The sequence below is a fragment of the Streptomyces sp. NPDC028711 genome, from assembly GCF_055565415.1.
Genome location: NZ_JBVHUJ010000019.1, coordinates 28,147 through 45,790, shown reverse-complemented (window position 1 = coordinate 45,790; position 17,644 = coordinate 28,147). Strand labels below are relative to the sequence as shown.

Annotated in this window: 13 protein-coding genes; 7 read left to right on the top strand and 6 right to left on the bottom strand. The window is 73.1% G+C overall.

Annotated features, from left to right (window positions below; all coding sequences use genetic code 11):
• Window positions 1-246 precede the first annotated feature (246 nt).
• Complete coding sequence (locus ACZ4VK_RS35610; RefSeq protein ID WP_468361802.1) at window positions 247-1,272, top strand: LacI family DNA-binding transcriptional regulator; 1,026 nt, start codon at window positions 247-249, stop codon at window positions 1,270-1,272.
• Window positions 1,273-1,344: 72 nt separating this feature from the next.
• Here ACZ4VK_RS35610 and ACZ4VK_RS35605 read toward each other — a convergent pair whose 3' ends face one another.
• Complete coding sequence (locus tag ACZ4VK_RS35605) at window positions 1,345-4,128, bottom strand: glycosyl hydrolase (protein WP_468361799.1); 2,784 nt, start codon at window positions 4,126-4,128, stop codon at window positions 1,345-1,347.
• A gap of 285 nt (window positions 4,129-4,413) precedes the next feature.
• Between ACZ4VK_RS35605 and ACZ4VK_RS35600 the strand changes: the two genes are divergently transcribed.
• The 4 genes from ACZ4VK_RS35600 to ACZ4VK_RS35585 all read left to right on the top strand — a co-directional run bounded on the left by ACZ4VK_RS35600 (window position 4,414) and on the right by ACZ4VK_RS35585 (window position 9,164).
• Complete coding sequence (locus ACZ4VK_RS35600) at window positions 4,414-5,718, top strand: ABC transporter substrate-binding protein (protein WP_468361796.1); 1,305 nt, start codon at window positions 4,414-4,416, stop codon at window positions 5,716-5,718.
• Between the two features lie 83 nt (window positions 5,719-5,801).
• Window positions 5,802-6,767, top strand: coding sequence for a carbohydrate ABC transporter permease (locus ACZ4VK_RS35595; protein WP_468361793.1), 966 nt, complete (start codon window positions 5,802-5,804; stop codon window positions 6,765-6,767).
• Window positions 6,764-7,702, top strand: coding sequence for a carbohydrate ABC transporter permease (locus ACZ4VK_RS35590; protein ID WP_468361790.1), 939 nt, complete (start codon window positions 6,764-6,766; stop codon window positions 7,700-7,702). Before ACZ4VK_RS35595 ends, ACZ4VK_RS35590 begins: the two co-directional genes overlap by 4 nt.
• A 58-nt stretch (window positions 7,703-7,760) precedes the next feature.
• Window positions 7,761-9,164 carry a GH1 family beta-glucosidase gene (locus ACZ4VK_RS35585; protein ID WP_468361787.1) on the top strand — a complete coding sequence of 468 codons (1,404 nt, stop codon included), beginning with the start codon at window positions 7,761-7,763 and terminating at the stop codon, window positions 9,162-9,164.
• 47 nt (window positions 9,165-9,211) lie between these two features.
• Here ACZ4VK_RS35585 and ACZ4VK_RS35580 read toward each other — a convergent pair whose 3' ends face one another.
• The 3 genes from ACZ4VK_RS35580 to ACZ4VK_RS35570 form a co-directional block, all read right to left on the bottom strand.
• Window positions 9,212-9,946: a hypothetical protein gene (locus tag ACZ4VK_RS35580; protein ID WP_468361784.1), complete on the bottom strand. Its 735-nt coding sequence runs from the start codon at window positions 9,944-9,946 to the stop codon at window positions 9,212-9,214.
• Between the two features lie 141 nt (window positions 9,947-10,087).
• Window positions 10,088-11,458 (bottom strand): carbohydrate-binding protein, encoded by a 1,371-nt coding sequence (locus ACZ4VK_RS35575; RefSeq protein ID WP_468361781.1) that lies wholly within the window; start codon window positions 11,456-11,458, stop codon window positions 10,088-10,090.
• A gap of 205 nt (window positions 11,459-11,663) precedes the next feature.
• Window positions 11,664-12,608: a LysR family transcriptional regulator gene (locus ACZ4VK_RS35570; RefSeq protein WP_468361778.1), complete on the bottom strand. Its 945-nt coding sequence runs from the start codon at window positions 12,606-12,608 to the stop codon at window positions 11,664-11,666.
• A gap of 212 nt (window positions 12,609-12,820) precedes the next feature.
• Between ACZ4VK_RS35570 and ACZ4VK_RS35565 the strand changes: the two genes are divergently transcribed.
• Window positions 12,821-13,486, top strand: a complete 666-nt coding sequence (locus tag ACZ4VK_RS35565) for a GOLPH3/VPS74 family protein (RefSeq protein WP_468361775.1) — start codon at window positions 12,821-12,823, stop codon at window positions 13,484-13,486.
• Between the two features lie 379 nt (window positions 13,487-13,865).
• Window positions 13,866-15,203 (top strand): hypothetical protein, encoded by a 1,338-nt coding sequence (locus tag ACZ4VK_RS35560; protein WP_468361772.1) that lies wholly within the window; start codon window positions 13,866-13,868, stop codon window positions 15,201-15,203.
• Between the two features lie 28 nt (window positions 15,204-15,231).
• Here ACZ4VK_RS35560 and ACZ4VK_RS35555 read toward each other — a convergent pair whose 3' ends face one another.
• Window positions 15,232-15,954, bottom strand: coding sequence for a TetR/AcrR family transcriptional regulator (locus tag ACZ4VK_RS35555; protein WP_468361769.1), 723 nt, complete (start codon window positions 15,952-15,954; stop codon window positions 15,232-15,234).
• A gap of 108 nt (window positions 15,955-16,062) precedes the next feature.
• On the bottom strand, window positions 16,063-17,598 hold the full coding sequence (locus ACZ4VK_RS35550; protein ID WP_468361766.1) for an alpha/beta fold hydrolase: 1,536 nt from the start codon (window positions 17,596-17,598) through the stop codon (window positions 16,063-16,065).
• Window positions 17,599-17,644: the final 46 nt, after the last annotated feature.

The window sequence follows — 17,644 nt, the reverse complement described above, 5'->3', positions numbered from 1 at the left end:
GACAACGCTCCGCGTTGCCTCCCTCCTCCGCCTTGCGAGGCACGGCACCAGACGCCGCTCCCTGATCCGGCCTGATCGACAAGACACCCCCTAGCACAGAAGGCGTGCGCGAGGCTGGGGCCACCCGCTCTGGGAGCGCTCTCAGAGCTCGCGCGGCTGCGGATATCCTGATCCACACAGCCCCACAGAACCGATCAGAGCCACCCGGACCGCAGAACGTCCCGCACCAGCCGAGGAGCGCCCGCCTTGCCCGAGCAGACCACGGGGCCCCGCCCCACGCTGGAAGCCGTCGCCGCTCGCGCCGGCGTGTCCCGCGCCACGGCCTCCCGGGTCGTCAACGGGGGTGCGGGCGTGCGTCCTCCGCTGGTCGAGAAGGTGCGCAGGGCCGTCGACGAGCTCGGTTACGTGCCCAACCACGCCGCTCGGACGCTGGTCACCCGGCGGAACGGCGCGGTGGCCGTGATCATCGCGGAGCCCGAGTTCCGGATCTTCTCCGACCCGTTCTTCGAGCAGCAGGTCCGGGGCATCAGCCGGGAGCTGACCGCGCACGACGCCCAGCTGGTGCTGCTGTGGGTGGAGGGACCGGGGGACCACGAGCGGATCGCCCGCTACCTCGGCGGGGGCCATGTCGACGGCGCGCTCGCGTTCTCGCTGCACAGCGACGACGCGCTGCCCGCTGTGATCGAGGGGGCGCGGATCCCGGTGGTGCTCGGCGGGCGGCCCGCACCCGGTATCGATCCGGCCGTGCCGTTCGTCGACTGCGACAACCGCGGGGGTGCCCGCGAGGCGGTGCGGCACCTGGTCGACCGGGGGTGCCGGAGCATCGCCCACATCTCCGGTCCTGCCGACCAGACGTCGGCGATCGACCGGCTGCACGGCTACCGGGACGTCCTCATCGACGCGGACCCGGCGCTGCTGTGCCCGGGCGACTTCACGGAGGGGAGCGGCGCGCGCGCCATGGCGGAGCTCCTCGACCGGCGGCCGGACGTCGACGGGGTGTTCGTCGCCAACGACCTGATGGCGTCGGGTGCCTTGCGGACCCTGCGGGAGCGGGGCGTACGGGTGCCCGAGGACGTGGCGGTCGTGGGCTTCGACGACATGGCCTCGGTGGTCGGCGGCACCTCCCCCGCGCTGACGACCGTGCACCAGGACATCGAGGGGATGGGCCGGCTCATGGTGAAGCTGCTCATGCGGCGGCTCGACGGGACCGGGCCCGAGATCCCGGGCTCCGTGATCACCCCGACCGCGCTGGTCCGCCGCGACTCGGCCTGACCACGGGACGCGGGACGGCGGGCCCGGTGAGGAGGAACCCGGGCCCGCCGCCGTGCCCCGAAGGGCCGGCCGTCAGTCGTACGGGATGACCACCACCGACCGGTCCGTGCCCGTCTGGAGCCGTGCGTCGCCGTTCCCGATGGCGCTCCAGACCTCCAGGCGGACCGTGCCGCCGTTCAGGTTGCCGAGCGTTCCGGTGGCGGACTTCAGGCCGCGGGACTGGGCGTACTCCTCCCAGCCGGTGACCGGGTCGGTCGCGAAGTAGTGGTACGTCTCCGTCCGTTCGAAGGTGCCGTCACCGGTGAGGTCGTAGCTGATCCGGGCCTGCTGACCGAGTCCGACGGCCGTGCCGGCGTCGACCTGGAGGCGGAAGGCGGTGGAGCCGCCCGCCCTGAGCGTGCCGTTGACGCCCTTGGCCACGTAGACGAGCGGACGGTTCGGCGCCCCGTCGTAGTTGCCGCCCTGGGCCGAGGCGATGGTGTCGCTGCCCGCCGTGGCGCCGGTCGCCGTGGTGAGCGCGCCGCCGGTGCGCAGCTGGAAGGTGTTGCCGGTGCCCGGCTCCGGGTCCGGGTCCGGGTCGGGCCCGGGTCCGCCGGTTCCGGTGCCGGTCGCGGTGGAACGCGCCGGTACGGAGAGGGACTTGCCGTCCGAGAAGGTGACCGTGCGGGCGGTCGTCCCGTGGTTGTGGGCCACGTACGTCCGGGTGGTGCCCTTGGCGAAGACGGCCGAGGTGGGGACGGATCCGGTGACCGTCGCGTCCGGCGCGCCGAGCGTGTCGAGCGCGGTGAGCCAGTGGTAGGTGTGGGCCTTGGACTCGCCCGCCTCGGGGGTGTATCCGGCGTGGCCCGCGTCCCACTTGGCCTTGGCAGCGGCGGGGTCGGCGAAGGACTGGAACTCCCAGAGGATGTCACGCCATTCGACGGCGGGTCCGCCGTTCTCGCGTTCCATCTCGGCGATGTTGCGGCGGACGGCGTCCTTGTGGCCGCCGAGGTGGAGTGAACCTCCGGTCACGGGGAGGACGTTGATGCCGTGGATCTCCTCGGGGTTGGCGGTCCACCAGGTGGCGTAGGCGGCGCCGCTGCCCCAGACCATGCCGGCGGTGTCGTGCTGGAAGGCGCCCGGGAAGACCTGCTGGTCGGCGTCGAACCAGTACTGGGCGATGGCCTCGCCCTCGGTGGTCAGCAGATACGTGCCGAGGTCGCGGAGCTGGGTGTTGCCGGTGGCCGAGCCCCAGAGGACGAGGGCGGCGCTGAGGTTGGTCGACTCGGAGGACGACTCCTGGTTGTTGCCGGCGGCGAAGCCCTGGTGGCCGCTGGCCCAGCTGTGTCCGGCGTAGACGTCGAAGCCACGGAGGAAGGGGTAGGCGGCGTCGGTGCGGCTGGGGTTGGCGGTGTCACGGACCAGGGTCTTGACCATGGCGCCCCAGGCGGAGTCGGCCGCCCAGGCCGGGTCGTACTGGGCGACGATCGCGGCGGCGTACACGTAGTAGCCGTAGTGGAAGTGGTGGTCGTTGAGTTCGGTGTCGCTGCCGTAGGAGGCCGGGTATCCGGTGAGGGTCTTCCAGGCCGCGTCGTAGGAGAACTCGCTCGCTCCCCCGGCCGTGAACCAGTCCTGGAGACGGCCCTTGATCTGGCCGAGGAGCTTGTCGCGGAGCGCGGTCTCACCGATCTGCTCGGCGAGGGGGACCAGCTGGGCGAGCTTGCCGAGCGCCTTGCCGGTCCAGTAGGTGTCGACGGCTCCGGAGAAGGGGTCGGCGGAGTTCGCGACCTCGTTCAGATAGCCGCGCAGCCGGGCGGTGTCCGCGCCGGTGCCGCCCGGCAGGCCGGGCAGGGTGGCGGCGGCCTTCTGGGTGGTGGTGAAGGTCGCGGCCTCGCGGACCTTCATCGTGCCGCGCGGCGAGACGTACGTGTACGGGGTGAGCGGGTCGGTGGTGTGCAGCCACTGGTGCCGGTAGAGCGCCTGGAGGGTGCCGCGCTCGGTTCCCTCCTTGGCCTCGGTGGTGAGGGTGTAGGAGGCGCGGACGGTGCCGGCGTCGTAGCTCCAGTTCACGGTGGAGCCGGTGACGAAGCTGTAGGCGTACTTCCGGTAGGTCGCGAGCGCGCCGGTGGAGGGGAGGACGGCGACGGAGAAGTAGTCCTTGCCGCCGAGGCCCGCGGTGATCGTGGAGCCGGAGACGTTCCAGTCGGTGCCGGTGGGCGCGAAGAGGGCGTAGTGGTGTCCTGCGACGGTGATGCCGAGGACGTTGCCCTGGTCGGCGAAGACGGTGGGCGCGGTGGCGGTGGTGACGCGGGCGTCGCCGCCGGTGCCCTTGGCGTACACGAAGGGCATGCCGTGGCCGATGGTGGTCCGCAGTGTGCGGGCTCCGTCGGACCAGTAGGGGGTCACGGTCCAGTCGGACCAGGCGTCGGCCTTGGTGTCGGGGGAGTTGAGACCGGTGAGGCCGAGGGTGAGGTCCCGCTTGTGGGCGAACTCGTACTGCCGTCCGTCGCCGACGATCGCGGGGCTGGTCGGGTAGCCGAGTTCGAGGCCGCCGGCGACGGCCTGGTAGGTGAGCGGGTGGCCGTACATGGGGGTGGAGTACGGGTTGTCGCCGTACCGCTGGAAGGCGAGGGAGGACCACCAGTCGTTGGTGGGGACCGGCTTGCCCTGGGCGGCTGGGGTGACCTTGGGGGTGACCGGTGCGCCGGTGTTGGTGGTGGGGCCGGAGGTTCCGGCGGGCCGGGTGTCGGAGTAGCTTCCGGCGCCCGTGGGGACGGGGGCGGCGGCCGCGGGGGCGGCGGCGGGGCCGAGTCCCAGGGCGGCGAGGGCGGAGACCAGGACCAGCGCGGCGGCCGGCCTGGTGCGGGGGGCTGGCATGAACGGCACCTCATGTCGTCGCGACGAGTGGGGGCACGGAGGACCGTGCGGGGAGGGACGACGAGCATCGGAGAAGCCTCAGAGAGCGCTCTCAGATCGCCGGAAACGTAAAACCGCCGAAACACATGTGTCAAGAGGTTGAACACAGCGAGGAGTTGTCGCCTCCACTCGTCCGTTACGCCTTCGAGCCTTGACGGATGGACTCCTCCCCAGGCACGCTCCCCCCGCACGCTTGAGAGCGCTCTCAGCCGCTCTCGCTCGTTCCGGAGCCAAGGGAGGCTTCCCATGCCCATCGCCCGAGCCGCCAAGAGAGCCGTCGCCCGTCTGGGTGCGGTCACGCTCGCCGGGGCCCTGCTCGCCGCCTGCGGCGGATCGACGGACGACTCGTCCTCGGACAGCGCGGGAGGGAAGGTCACGGTCACCGTCGACCTCTTCGGCTCGTTCGGATACAAGGAGGCCGGGCTGTACGCCGAGTACGAGAAGCTCCACCCCGGCGTCACCATCAAGCAGACGGACACGGAGGACGAGGCCGACTACTGGAAGTCGCTCCAGACCCGGCTTGCCGGCGGCGCGGGCCTCGCCGACGTCCAGGGCATCGAGGTCGGCCGGATCGCCTCCGTCACCCAGCAGCAGGCCGAGCGGTTCGAGGACCTGCGGAAGTACGGCGCCGAGGAGCTCAAGGACCAGTTCGCCCCCGCGAAGTGGGCGGCCGCCACCGGCAAGGGCGGCGAGGTCCTCGGACTCGGCACGGACGTCGGCCCGGAGGCGATGTGCTACCGCACCGACCTGTTCAAGCAGGCCGGACTGCCCACCGACCGCGAGGAGCTCGCGAAGAAGTGGGCCACCTGGGACGGCTACCTGGCGCTCGGGAAGCAGTACAAGGCGAAGGCCCCCGGCAGGAGCGCCTGGCTCGACAGCGTCGGCAGCCTGTACTCGATCATGATCGGGCAGGAGAAGGAGCGGTACTACGACGCGTCCGGGAAGCTGATCTGGGAGGACAACCCCGCCCTGCGCACGGCCTGGGAGCACTCCGTCAAGGCGGCCCAGGACGGCCTCAGCGCCAAGCTCGACCAGTGGTCCCCGCAGTGGAACCAGGCGTTCGCGGCCGGCTCCTTCGCCACCATCCCCTGCCCCGCGTGGATGCTCGGCTACATCAAGGGCCAGGCCGGTGAGGCCGGCAAGGGCAAGTGGGACGTCGCCGAGCTGCCCGGCGGCGCGGGCAACTGGGGCGGCTCCTACCTGGCGGTGCCGAAGGCAGCGAAGCACAAGAAGGAGGCGTACGAGCTCGTCAAGTGGCTGACCGCGCCCGAGCAGCAGACCAGGCTCTTCGAGAAGCAGGGCAACTTCCCCTCCGCCACCGGCGCGATCGCGAAGGTCGCCGACGCGAAGGACCCGTTCTTCTCGAACGCCCCGATCGGCAAGATCTTCGGTGAGGCGGCGAAGGCGGCCCCGGTCCAGGTGCTGGGCGTGCACGACCAGAACATCGCGCAGCAGATCACGAACGCGCTGAGCGAGGTCGAGCGGAAGGGCACCTCGCCCGAGAAGGCCTGGTCGAACGCCAAGAAGGGCGTGGAGAACACGATCGGCTGACCGGCGCCGGACACCCCCGACGGGCGCCCACCCCCGGGCGCCCCCTCGCCCCCTCCCCCCGTTCCCCTCCGAAGGGCCGCACCGTGACCCTCACCGCATCCGAGACCCCGGCGCCGCCGAAGCCGGTCCCGCCGCCCGCGCGGCGGGGGTCCGCCCGGCGGGCCTGGCAGACGTTCTCGCCGTACGCCTACCTCGCCCCGTTCTTCACCCTGTTCGCCGCCTTCGGTCTCTTCCCGCTGATCTACACGGCCTTCGTCTCGCTCTACCGGGTGGAGCTCCAGACGCCCGGCGACATGGAGTGGCGCGGACTCGGCAACTACACCGCGCTCTTCGGCGACGAGTACTTCTGGCTGTCGCTGCGCAACACCTTCACCATCGGTGTGCTCTCCACGGTGCCCCAGCTGGTCATGGCCCTCGGGCTCGCGCACCTCCTGAACTACCGGATGCGCGGCCGCACCTTCCTGCGGACCGCCGTCCTGCTGCCGTACGCGACCTCCGTGGCCGCCGCCACCCTCGTCTTCGCCCAGCTCTTCGGCCGCGACTTCGGCCTGATCAACTACGCGCTCGGGCTCGTCGGCATCGACCCCGTCGACTGGCAGAACGGCACGGTCGCCTCCCAGATCGCCGTGTCCACGGTCGTCGTCTGGCGCTGGACCGGATACAACGCGCTGATCTACCTGGCCGGCATGCAGTCCATCCCGAACGAGCTGTACGAGGCGGCCGCGATGGACGGCGCCTCGCGGTGGCGCCAGTTCTTCCACGTCACGCTGCCGGGCCTGCGGCCCACGATCCTGTTCACCGTCATCGTGTCGACGATCGGCGCGACCCAGCTGTTCGGCGAGCCGCTGCTGCTCGAAGGGTCCATCTCGGGCGGCATCTCGCACCAGTACCAGACGCTCGGCCTGTACATGTACGAGCAGGGCTGGGGCTTCTTCCACCTGGGCAGGGCCGCCGCCATCGCCTGGGTGATGTTCCTGCTCATCGTGGTGCTCGTCGGGGCCAACGCCCTGATCGCGCGCCGCCGTTCCCGCAAGGAGGCCGGCCGATGACCGCGCCGATCGCCCCGGCCCCGGTCCCCGCTCCGCGGGGCCCCGCCAAGCCGCCGACCGCTCCCCCGGCCGCCGTACGCGCGCGTGGGCCCCGGCGCGGGGCCTCCCGGGCGGGCCGGACCCTGCACGCCGGTCCGCTGGCCTACGCGATCCTGATCGTCGCCGTGCTCTTCTCCGCCTTCCCGTTCTACTGGACGATCGTCGCCGCGAGCCGCTCCAACGCCGATCTGGCGAAGGTCCCGCCGGCCCTGCTGCCCGGGCCGAACCTGATCCGCAACTTCGAGGCGGTCCTGGAGGAGGCGGACATCGGCAAGGCCCTCCTCAACTCCTTCATCGTCTCCGGCTCGATCACCCTCGGCACCGTGCTGTGCTGCACGCTCGCCGGGTTCGCCTTCGCCAAGCTCCGGTTCCGGGGCCGGGGCGCGCTCCTCGCGGTCACCGTCGGCACCATGATGATCCCGCCGCAGCTGGGCGTGATCCCGCTGTTCATGCTGATCGCCGAGCTGGGCTGGGTGAACCAGCTCCACGCGGTGATCCTGCCGGGCCTGGTGTCCGCCTTCGGGGTGTTCTTCATGCGCCAGTACCTGGTGCAGGCGCTGCCCGACGGGCTGATCGAGGCCGCCCGGGTCGACGGCGCCTCCACCGCCAGGATCTTCTGGTCGATCGTGGTGCCGATCGCGCGGCCCGGCATGGCCGTGCTCGGCCTGCTCACCTTCATGGCCGCGTGGAACGACTTCTTCTGGCCGGTCGTCGCCCTCACCTCGTCCGAGCCCACCGTCCAGGTCGCCCTGCGCCAGCTCGGCGGCGGCTACGTCCACGACCAGTCCGTGATCATGGCGGGCACGCTGCTCGGCACCCTGCCCGTCCTGCTGGTCTTCGGCCTCCTCGGCCGGCAGATCGTCGGCGGAATCATGCAGGGCGCCGTCAAGGGCTGACCGACGCGCCGCCGCCGTATCCCTCACGTCGTCTCTCACTCCAGGGAGTTCCCACCCCATGACCGCGCTCGACGCCCGCACCGACACGACGACCGACCTCCGCTTCCCCGAGGGTTTCCGCTGGGGCACCGCCACCGCCGCCTACCAGATCGAGGGCGCGGCAGCCGAGGACGGGCGCACCCCCTCCATCTGGGACACCTTCAGCCGTACGCCCGGCAAGGTGCGCAACGGCGACACCGGTGACATCGCCGCCGACCACTACCACCGGGTCGACGAGGACGTCGCGCTGATGAAGCGGCTCGGCGTCACCGACTACCGCTTCTCGGTCGCCTGGCCCCGGGTCCAGCCCACCGGGCGCGGCCCCGCCGTCCGCAAGGGCCTGGACTTCTACGGGCGTCTCGTCGACCGGCTCCTGGACGCCGGCATCCGGCCCGTGGCGACGCTCTACCACTGGGACCTGCCCCAGGAGCTCGAGGACGCGGGCGGCTGGCCGCACCGGGAGACCGCGTACCGCTTCGCCGAGTACGCGGGCATCATGGCGGACGCCCTCGGCGACCGGGTGGCGACCTGGACCACGCTCAACGAGCCCTGGTGCGCGGCCTTCCTCGGCTACGGCAACGGCGTCCACGCCCCGGGGCGCACCAGCGACCTCGCCGCGCTGCGCGCCGCCCACCACCTCAACCTGGCGCACGGGCTCGGGGCGCGGGCGCTGCGCGGGGCGCTGCCCGGCTCGGCGGAGGTGTCCCTGACCCTCAACCTCCACGCCGTACGGGCCCTCTCGGCGGCCCCCGAGGACGTGGACGCGGCCCGCCGGATCGACGCGGTCGGCAACCGGATCTTCCTCGACCCGGTCTTCCACGGCCGGCTCCCCGAGGACCTGGTCCGCGACACGGCCTCGGTGACGGACTGGTCGTTCGTGCGGGACGGCGACCTGGCGACGGCGGCGGCGCCGCTCGACTCGCTCGGCATCAACTACTACTCCCCGTCCGTCGTCGCGGCGGGCACCTCCGAGTCGCCGTCGCCGTGGGCGGGCGCGGAGCGGCACGTCCGGTTCGAGCCCGCGCCCGGTCCGCGCACCGCGATGGACTGGCCGGTGGACGCCACCGGTCTGCACGAACTCCTCGTCCGGCTGCGGGACGAACTTCCGGGCGTACCGCTGGTGATCACCGAGAACGGCGCGGCGTACGAGGACTACGCCGACCCCTCGGGCCAGGTGAAGGACCCCGAGCGGGTGGCGTACCTCCACGCGCATCTGACGGCGGTGCACCGGGCCCTCGCGGACGGCGCGGACGTCCGGGGGTACTTCCTGTGGTCACTCCTGGACAACTTCGAGTGGGCGTACGGCTACAGCAAGCGGTTCGGCATCGTGCACGTGGACTTCGCGACGCAGCGCAGGACACTCAAGGACAGCGCCCGCTGGTACGCGGAGGTCATCGCGCGGGGAGGGCTCGCGGAGGCCTGAGCGGCCGTACGGGGCGGTCGTGTGGGGCGGGCCGTGTGGGGCGGGTCCTACGTGCGCAGGGCGCTCGCGACGAAGTCCTGGGTCCAGGGGGCGGCCGACTCGAGGGGCACGTACTGGTCGCTCGCCGGGAAGAAGTCCACCACCCCGGCCGCCCCGTAGTTCGCCCAGAAGCACGTGGTCATGGGGAAGGTGTCGGTGACGTTCTGCCGGCACTTCACGATGAGGGTGCCGCTCGTGACGGTCAGGGGTTCGCCGGTGAAGTCGCGGCCGTAGCCCGTCGCGAGGTCCACCGACTCGTCGAAGATCCTGTTCAGCGCGGCGGTGGGGTCCGCCACCTTCTCGTACAGGTTGGTCCTCGCCGTGAAGGTGGGCGCCGAGGCCGAGATGGTGCCCTTGCGGAGGATGTTGCGCGGGCTGCCGAAGCAGGACACCTCGTCGGCGGCGTCCTCGTCGCCCTCGATCTCCTTGAGACCGTCGTCGCCGGTGACGCTCATGTCGAGGCCGCTGCCGTAGCGGAAGCCGCCGTCGCCCTCGTCGCAGACCTGTCCTTCGAGCGTCGGCACGGCGATGGTGGTGTAGCGGGTGCCGGGGTCGGGGGCGAGCCTGCCCGTGGCGGGCGGCGAAGTCCCCTCCTCCGCACCGGCCGACGGCTGTCCGGCCGACGCCTTCCCGGCCGGAGTCTTCGCGCCCGGCGGCTTCGTGTCCGCCGGCTCGCCGGATCCACAGCCCGCCACCGCGGACATCAGAACGACCGCTGCCACGACTGTCCTGAACCTGCTCATGTGCCGACTCCCCCGCGAATTCCCGATGATGATCATGCTCGCGGTGATCCTACGGGGAATCCGAAGGAGTGCCGCGACTCCCCCCACGGGTTCGCGGCACCCCCTTTCACCGACCGGCCCGGACCATCGGCCGGTCAGCGGTCACAGGCGCTGCCAGAGCGCCGGCACGTTGGACGGTTCCCAGCCGGTCTGGGCCTGGTGGCCCTGGAGGCAGCGGTAGCTCGCGCCGCCGTAGGTGACGACGTCACCGGCCGCGTAGACCTTGCCGGCCGCCCAGGTGCCGCCCGGCTCCGGTTCGCCGGGGCCGGGGCCCGGGTCGACGCCGGTGGTCCTCAGAGTCAGGCCGTAGTTCTGCAGCAGCGGGTTCAGCGGCTGGAAGTAGGTCGTGCCGCCGCTGGAGCAGTTGCCGGAACCGCCGGAGGTCACGCCCTGGGCCTGGCTGCCGGAGATGTACGAGCCTCCGGAGTCGCCGGGCTCGGCGCAGACCGTCGTACGGGTGACGCCGGAGATGGTGCCCTCGGGGTAGGTGACGCTGGTGTTGTGCTGCTGCACGGTGCCGCAGTGCCAGCCGGTGGTCGATCCCGAGCGGCAGACGGACGAGCCGACGGGCTGCAGGACCGAGCCGGTCACCTGGACGTTCGCGCCGCCCGCGCCCTTCACGTACGGGGTGGAGGTCCAGTTGGTGTTGGCGGCGACCCAGGCCATGTCCTTGCCGGGGAAGACGGAGCCCTGGAAGCTGCCCTGGGCCACCTGGTTGAACCCGCTGGTGGTGGTGCCGGCGCGGCCGCAGTGGCCGGCGGTGGCGAAGCCCTGGGTGGTGCCCCGCGTGACCGCGAAGCCGACCGAGCAGCGGCCGCCGCCTCCCATGTAGTACGCGTCGCCGCCCCTGATGTCGTACAGCGGGCGGGGCGCCTGTGCGGTCCGGACGACGCGGACCAGGTCACGGGGGACCCCGGCGGTCTCGACGAGCCGCTCGCCGGCCCCCGCCCTCGTCTCCTCGACGACCAGGACGTTGGCGCGCACGTCGACGTAGCGAACGGGCGCGTCGGTGCCGGCGGACCAGTCCAGGGTCTCCTTCGCCCGCTCCAGGGCGGTCAGACCGTGCGTCACGATCCTGGCCCGCGCGCCCGAGGCCCGTATCGCGGCCGCGTCGGCGGCGCGGGTGGTGGCCACGGTCAGGGTGCCGGCCTCGGCGCCGTCGACCCAGGCGCCGGCGAAGGCACGGCCCAGATCCTGGCGGAGCCGCGCGGCGGTGGCGCCGGCCTCGGCCTCGTTGGCGAGGCGGGTCAGGGCCTGGGAGTGGGTGAGTCCCAGGTCGCGCCGCATGGCGTCGAGCAGTTCGGGCCGGGCGGCATCGGCGCCGAGGGTCTGGGCGGCGGTCCTGACGGTCGCGGTGCGGTGCGTGCCCTGGTCGTCCGGGGCAGCGGCGGCGGAGCCGGCCTGGAGTCCGGTCAGCGCCATTCCGGCGGCGACGAGGGCGGTACACGCCGTACGGGCGTGTCGTCGGAGCATGGGGTGTCTCCTCGGTGATCGGTTCTCGGTGGGGGTCTGCTGGAACCGTAGGGAGACCGAGGAGCGTGCGGCAGTTGCCGGTCGGCCCCTGCCATCGTGTTATGCCGTGGGTGCTCCCCTTCCTGCCGTGGCGTCACGCAGCGGATGCCACCGTCCCTGCCGTCGCGTCAGGCCGGGTGTTTCCGACGGTCGGGAGCGGGTGCCGTCACCACGGGTCGCTCTCCCGCACCGGGGCGGGTGTCCGCCCGGCGCTCGCGGCCAGCGCCTCGGCGTGCGCGGCCCGGATGTGACCGAGCACGGTGGCCGCCCGCCCGGCCGCGCGCCCCTCGGGATGCCAGCCCAGCAGGTGCCGCCAGACGAGCGGAGTACCGGCGAGGGGGCGGGTGACGAGGCCCGGGGTGACGGGAAAGGTGGCCCGGCAGAGGCCGACGGCCCGGCCGACCCGCACCAGGTGCACACAGGAGGCGGTGTCCGTCTCGTACACGCAGGCCGGGGTGAACCCGGCCCGGACACAGGCGGCGGCGAAGCAGTCGCCGAAGCAGCCGTCGCCGGGTACGTCGGTCCAGGCCTCCGCCGCGAGTTCGGCCAGGTCGATCTCGGTGCGGGGCGCGAGCGGGTGGTCGGCGGCCAGCATCACGTACACCGGGTCGCGGGCCACCTCCGTCCACGCGAGGCGTCCGGCCTCGGGCGGACCGCTCTCCCCGCAGACCCCGACGAGGGCGAAGTCGAGCCGCCCGCCGGCGACCCCGCCGGCGATCTCACGCTCCGACCAGGAGGTGTACGTGGTGACCTGCGCTCCGGGGTCGGTGCGCGCGATCCGGTCGACGAGGCCTCCGAGCAGCGGTCCGTGGGTACCGCCGAGCCGGTAGCCCGCCGCGCCGTCGCGTGCGAAGCGCACTGCCTCCTCCTGCAGCTCGCAGACGGCGGGCAGGACCACGCGGGCGCGTTCGAGGACCAGGTCCCCGAGTGCCGTGGCCCGCACGCCCTCCCGTCCCCGCTCGAACAGGAGGCCTCCCAGGGCCCGTTCGATCCGCTTGAGCTGGGCGCTGAGCGCGGGCTGCGCGAGCCCGAGCGCGGTCGCGGCACGTGTGAGGCTCCCCGCGTCCGCGATGGCCCGGATCGTCTTGAGGTGCCGCAACTCCAAGTCCATACCGAGAGCTTGACGCCCCCGCCCCCAGCGGTCCAGACCAAAGCCGTCACGCATCGGCCGGAAGCCCCCGGCCGGGCGGGTCGGCGCAGGTCGCGGGGGTCGCCGGTCCGGCTTCGGGAACCAACGGCCCGCTTCGGCCGTCCTCTGGGGCAAGGGTGCCGGCGGATGCCGGGCGCCGAGGACGGGCACATGCGGAAGGTCGGGGGTATCGGGTGGCGGTCACGCTCGCGGAGGAGATCATGCTGCTGTCGCTGGACGACGAGTCCGGGGCGGCGAAGGAACGGCAGTCCGCCGCGTGGGCCGTCGCGGGCGGCATCCTGCTCGATCTCGTCCTGGCCGGACGCGTGTCGGTCGACGACGGCCGCGTGCGGGTGACGGACGCGACGCCCACCGAGGTCCCCCTCCTCGACGAGCGGCTGCGGCGGCTCACCGACTGGTGCGGGAGGAAGAGCAGGGCTCCGAAGGTCACCGAGTGGCTGACGAAGGACCACGGCAAGGCCGTGAAGGCCACCGTCGAGAGCCTGCGCGAGCGCGGTCTGGTGCGCGAGGAGCAGCACAGGGTCCTCGGGCTCTTCCCCGTCACCCGCTACCCGGAGGCGGACGGCGCCGTCGAGCGCGAACTGCGGGCCAGGCTCGGCGCGGTCCTCCTCGAAGGCACCAGCCACAGCGCCCGCACCACGGGCCTCCTCGCCCTGATCCACGGGGCGAAGCTGCACCGCCTCGCCTTCCCCGACGTACCGCGCAAGGAGATCGCGCCGCGCCTCGAGGAGCTCACGGCCGGCGAGTGGGCGGCGGAGGGTGTACGGCGGGCGATCCGCGACATGCAGGCGGCGATGGTCGCGGTCACGGCCGTCACGATCGTGACGGCCACCAGCTGAACGCGGGCGCTCCCGTTGTCGGCGGGTCCTCGGTCGGACCGTGCCGGACGGCCGTGGACTCGGGGCGGGCCCCCACGGCCCGCCCCGAGTCCGGTCTGTGCGACCGGTGTCGGCTGGTCGTCCGTCTGTAGCGGCGGGTACCAGCCGGTTCTCCCTGCGGACGGACACCACTGTCCCTCGCGTCACTCACGTCTCACTGACGTTCCGCTAACGCGGCGGGGCGTCAGGACCCCGGCACCGTTGGTCCGGCACCGCGCGGCCCATGCCAGGTGCGGTTCTCCGGGTTGTCCGGGTTCTCCGGCGCGTCCGTGGGCCTCGCGGTAGTGTGCTCGCCGTTCCGCACGCGTATCCGCATCTCTTCAGTGAAGCGAGCGAGGCGATGACCGAGCTGGGCCGCACGTACGTGGACGAGTGTCTGCGCGGGAACGGCGGGCTCGCCGGGGCGGTGGCGCGGGCCGCGCTTCCGCCGGCCTTCGCGGAGGCCTGGCGCCCGCACCTGTTGCCCCGGCCCTGGTTCGTACGGGCTTCGGAGACGGCCGCGTTCGCCCGGGACCTGGAGGGGCTGTTCGACCTCCTCGTCTCGCTCCCGCTGCGGCTCTTCGACGGTGACCGCGAGCGGTACGCGGCGGCCCTCGGGATCGGGCCCGCGCTCGCGGCGCTGCTGCGCCGGGGCGGGTCGGGCGTGCCCGCCAAGATGGGCCGCGCGGACGCGTACCACGACGGCACGTCGTTCAGGCTCCTGGAGTTCAACCTCGGCAGCGAGGTGGGCGGGGTCGACATGGCCGTGTTCAACGAATGTCTTCTGCGGGTGCCGGAGTTCGCCGCCTTCGCGCGCGAGCACCGGCTCGACCACGTGGACATCGCCGCGCGGACGGCCGCCGTCCTGCGGGACCGGGCCGAGCCGGCGCTGTCCGGGGACGCGGAGCCGGTGATCGGGCTCATCGAGGGGCGCGGCGGCGTCGCCCCGTACGGGAGGCTGATGCGGGCGACGGTGGAGGCGATGGCCGAGCAGGGGCTCGACCTGCGGATCGGCGAGATCGGCGAGGTCCGCACACGGCCGGACGGCAAACTCACCCTGCGGGGCACCCCGCTGGACCTGGTGCTGCGGAACTTCGGGGCGAGCCAGCTGCTCGACGATCCCGGAGGCCCGGACGTGGCGGAACCCTTCTTCCGTGCGCACGAGGCGGGCAGGACCGTGCTGTTCACCTCGCTGGAGAGCGGCCTCTACTCCCACAAGAGCGCCCTCGCGCTGCTCACCGACCCGCGCCACCACGCCTCCTTCGACGCCGGGGAGCGGGCCCTGATCGACCGGGTCCTGCCGTGGAGCCGTACGCTCCACGCCTCCCCTCCCGCCGCTGTCATCGACCTCTGCCGGGAGCGCAGGGAACGGCTGATCCTCAAACCGGGCGCCGGCTACGGCGGTCTTGACACCTTCGTCGGCTGGGAGCGCACCGACAGCGAGTGGGCCGAGGCGCTGGCCTTCGCCGCCGAGCGCGGGGGGTACGTGGCGCAGGAGCGCGTGGTGCCCCGGCCCGAGCCTGTGTACGACCCGGCGACCGGCACCGTGGACGACTGGATCGCGGCCCTGGGCATCTTCCTCACGGACGAGGGCTACGCGGGCGCGCACGCCCGTGCCAACCGCGCGGACGGAGGCGCGATCGTCGGCATGAGCAGCAACCCGGACACCCGGATGGTCGGGGTGTTCTCGCATCCCTAGCGGAGAGGTCTTGGGGGCGACGTGCCGATCAGGCCGGGCTCGTGTCGCCCGTCGTCGCCGGGTGTTGTGCCGTCAGCGCGGCGAGCAGGAGTTCCAGGGCGAAGGGGTAGCCGCTGCCGCTCATGTCGGCGGCGAGCAGCGGGAAGGTCGCGGCGATGTGCGGGTGGCTCTCCGGGGGCAGCCTGCCGTACACCGCGTGCCAGACCGCCTCGTCCGCCTCCCGGGCCGCCTGCGGCAGGGCGAGCGCGGCGGCGTCCTGGGCGGCGAAGGCGAGGGCCTGGTCGACGAAGGCGTGGTAGGCGCGCACCGCGAGCGGGTCGGGGAAGCCCGCCGTGCGGAGGATGCCGAGGATCCGCTCGACGGCGCGGGTCTCGTGGGGGCGGCCGGTGGTGCGGTACGCGGCGAGGACGGCGGCCTGCGGGTGCGACAGGTAGCAGGCGTGGATCCGCAGGCCCATGGAGCGGAGGTCCTCGCGCCAGTCCCCCGTCGCCGTCCAGCCCTCCTGCGCGCGGCCGACGAGTTCGTCCGCGAGGGCCAGGAGCAGGGCGTCGGTGTTGCGGAAGTAGCGGTACAGGGCGCTCGGGTCGGCGCCGAGCGCGGCGCCGAGGCGCCGTACCGAGAGCGCCTCCGCGCCGTGCCGGGCGACCAGACGGAGCGCCGTGTCGACGATCAGCTGCTCCGAGAGGACGGCTCCCTGCTTGGTGGGGCGGCGGCGCTGCCGGCTGCCTTCGGGGACCACGCGTGCGGACATGGCCGGGACCTTACGTCAACGCCTTTGACGTGTAAACGGCCCTCCCGCGCGAACGGTCTCGCCGCCTCTTCGACGCCGCCGGCTGTCCGGCACCCCGCCGCCGGCCCCTCAGCGGTCCCGGTCCTGCCTCTCCGTGCTCCCCAGGTGGGTGAGGACGGAGCGCATCGCCCGTTCCACGGCGGCGCGGGACTCGTCGGTGGGGTCGACCAGTTCGAAACTGTGGTGACCGTGCGGAACGTCGACGACCTCGACGGCGGCTCCCTTCTTCCCGGCGGCGGTCAGGAACTCCTCGACCGTCGCCGCGAAGGCGGGGTGCTCACGGCCCGCCCGGGTCAGCACGACCGGCGGTCCCTCGGCCGTGCCGACGGCGTCGACGGGACGGAAGCGGGGCTCCACGCCCGCCCAGCCGGGCAGCGGCGCCAGAGCGGGGTAGCCGGCGGCCAGGCACCGCAGCCAGGGCGGCGGCGCGGCGAGCCAGTCCGCCGTGAGCAGCCCGCCGGTGGAGAAGAACCAGAGCGCGATCCGCTCCGCGTCGACGCGTGGGTGGGCGCGGACGAGCGCGACGGCCTCGGCGAGGTCCTCGGCGGCCCGCGCATAGTCCGCGAGGCCGTGCAGCCGGTGGTCCAGGGTCACGCCGACCGCGCCCAGGGCCGCCGCGTAGCGGCCGTATCCGAGCAAGAACGGCGTGTCCCGCGGGGTGGGCAGCTGGTCGGGGGCGACGGGGCCGCCGTGGACGAACACGACGGCGGGCCTGGGCCGTTGGGCGTCCGGCAGATGGAGGTCGACCCGCCCGTGGCGCTCGCGCGGCACCTCGGGTACGTCGAGGAGGAACGGCAGGAGGTGCGTCGGCCGCTCGTGTCCCGGGGCGCGCTCCGGGGCGGTCACCCGGTGGCCCTCCCCCGTCGCCGCCGCGCGCAGCACCTCGGCCAGCTCCTCGGGTGCGGACAGCATCGGCCAGTGCCCGGTGCCGAGTTCGAAGAAGCGCATCCGTTCGTCGGCGAGCGCCCGGAACTGCGGTGGCCCGGATTCCACGAGCATCTGCACCAGGTCGATGGACGAGCCGTTGGCGGTGCACAGGACGCCGGTGGTCGGCAGGGCGGCGGCCGGTCCGGTCAGCCGGAACGGCTGGGTGAGGGTGCGCGCCGGCTGGGGCGCGGCGAGGCGCTCAAGCCGTTCAAGAGCCCCGGCGGGGACGCCTTCGATGCTGCCCCAGCGGGGCCAGCCGCCCGGCTCCGGGGGCGCGACCCATCCGTCGTCACCGGCTCGGTCCGCGAGTCGCGCCCGCACGTCGGGGTCGGGCAGGGACCGTTCGGCGGCCTCGCCGCCCTGCGGCAGACCCGTGTCGACGGAGACGATCCGGGCGACCCGTCCTGGGCGCCGGTCGGCGGCGGCGAGGACGGGGTGGAGCCCGTAGCCGTGCCCGACGAGGACGAGCCGGGGGTCCGCGATGGTGTCGATGAGCCGCAGCAGGTCCTCGACATGGATCTCGGGACCGGTGCCGGGCCCGGCCTCGTCCCGTCGCTCCCCCAGCCCGGTCAGGGTCACGGGATACGCCTCCGCTCCCGCCTCCCGCAGCCTGGCGGCCACCTGCTCCCACACCCAGCCACCGGTGAACGCGCCCGGCACCAGCACATACGCCGTCATGATCGTCTCCTCGCCACTCCTGGGAACGCCTCGCCGACACGCTAGG

Excerpts from the sequence above, each read along its gene's own strand:
- ACZ4VK_RS35605 (WP_468361799.1), bottom strand. The coding sequence starts at position 4,128 with ATGCCAGCCCCCCGCACCAGGCCGGCCGCCGCGCTGGTCCTGGTCTCC.
- ACZ4VK_RS35600 (WP_468361796.1), top strand. The coding sequence starts at position 4,414 with ATGCCCATCGCCCGAGCCGCCAAGAGAGCCGTCGCCCGTCTGGGTGCG.
- ACZ4VK_RS35590 (WP_468361790.1), top strand. The coding sequence starts at position 6,764 with ATGACCGCGCCGATCGCCCCGGCCCCGGTCCCCGCTCCGCGGGGCCCC.
- ACZ4VK_RS35585 (WP_468361787.1), top strand. The coding sequence starts at position 7,761 with ATGACCGCGCTCGACGCCCGCACCGACACGACGACCGACCTCCGCTTC.
- ACZ4VK_RS35580 (WP_468361784.1), bottom strand. The coding sequence starts at position 9,946 with ATGAGCAGGTTCAGGACAGTCGTGGCAGCGGTCGTTCTGATGTCCGCG.
- ACZ4VK_RS35575 (WP_468361781.1), bottom strand. The coding sequence starts at position 11,458 with ATGCTCCGACGACACGCCCGTACGGCGTGTACCGCCCTCGTCGCCGCC.
- ACZ4VK_RS35570 (WP_468361778.1), bottom strand. The coding sequence starts at position 12,608 with ATGGACTTGGAGTTGCGGCACCTCAAGACGATCCGGGCCATCGCGGAC.
- ACZ4VK_RS35560 (WP_468361772.1), top strand. The coding sequence starts at position 13,866 with ATGACCGAGCTGGGCCGCACGTACGTGGACGAGTGTCTGCGCGGGAAC.
- ACZ4VK_RS35555 (WP_468361769.1), bottom strand. The coding sequence starts at position 15,954 with ATGTCCGCACGCGTGGTCCCCGAAGGCAGCCGGCAGCGCCGCCGCCCC.
- ACZ4VK_RS35550 (WP_468361766.1), bottom strand. The coding sequence starts at position 17,598 with ATGACGGCGTATGTGCTGGTGCCGGGCGCGTTCACCGGTGGCTGGGTG.